The sequence below is a fragment of the Paenisporosarcina sp. P4_E4_2 genome, from assembly GCF_056401595.1.
Window position 1 is genome coordinate 1 of sequence record NZ_JBFUJC010000555.1, and the last position, 1204, is coordinate 1204.

General features: G+C 34.7%; 2 protein-coding genes. Both read left to right on the plus strand.

Annotated elements, in window-relative coordinates; translation table 11 throughout:
* The first annotated feature begins 232 nt into the window (after positions 1-232).
* Complete coding sequence (locus tag AC1DSB_RS19675) at positions 233-610, plus strand: ArsR/SmtB family transcription factor (protein WP_016427019.1); 378 nt, start codon at positions 233-235, stop codon at positions 608-610.
* Positions 607-1204 (plus strand): cation transporter (locus AC1DSB_RS19680; protein WP_477587465.1); only part of this gene is annotated, 598 nt, incomplete at its 3' end. The genes AC1DSB_RS19675 and AC1DSB_RS19680, both read left to right, overlap by 4 nt.

Genomic DNA, 1204 nt, shown 5'->3' on the forward strand with positions numbered 1-1204 from the left:
GAACTTGAAAGTCCAGAATGTCCCAATGCAGAAGGACTAAATATAAAAAGAAATAATAATGTTAAGATGATTAATTTTTTCAACTCTAAATCCTCCTAATGTCTCTTTCCATGATTGTAACAAGAAAACTTCCATATTCAAACAAACATTTGAATATCATTATTGACAATTTACTGTCCCTTGCATACACTAACAATAACAATCAAACAGATATTTGAATGAGGTGAGTATAATGACTAAATTAGTGAAAACAAGTCCAAAAGATATATGTGAAACGACTTGTTTTGATACAGATGTAATAAAGCGAGTTAAACCTAGAATTGAAGAAATCAACAATGTCGAGTTAATATTTAAAGCACTTTCTGATGCAACAAGATTAAAAATCACTTATGCATTGACCATTGAAAAAGAACTGTGTGTTTGCGACGTGGCAAATATTATTGGAACTTCGACAGCTACTGCCTCTCATCATTTACGCTATTTACGTGATATGGGATTAGCTAAATATCGAAAAGAAGGAAAACTCGTTTTTTATTCAGTTGTCGACAATCACGTCCTACAGTTGGTTCGTATTGCACTTGATCATTCGAAAGAAGGTTGGAACAAATGAGTGAAGACAAAAATGTATACAGATTGCAGGGACTATCTTGTACAAATTGTGCTGCCAAGTTTGAAAAGAACATACGGGATATCGAAACGGTCAACGATGTACAGTTAAACTTTGGTGCCTCAAAACTGACTGTTCTCGGGAATGCTTCGATAGAAGAATTAGAAAAAGCAGGTGCATTTAATGGTATTAAAGTAGTTCCGGCAAACCAGAAAGTACAAGAGAAAAGAGAGTCGTTCTGGAAAAAAAGAGAGAATCAAAGGACGTTTATTTCTGCGTTACTCCTTCTTCTGGGATACATATCTTCAGTAATATATGATGAAGAGAGTAATCAAACCATCTTTATTTTCGGATTATCAATCTTAATAGGTGGTTACAATCTCATTAAAGTAGGATTGGTCAATTTAACAAAACTTCAATTTGATATGAAAACATTGATGACCATTGCCGTGATTGGTGCTGCTATTATCGGTGAATGTGGAGAAGGAGCTGTCGTCGTCTTTCTCTTTGCTATAAGTGAGGCATTGGAAAGTTATTCGATGGATAAAGCACGACAATCTATTCGCACGCTAATGGATATTGCACCAAATACTGCGA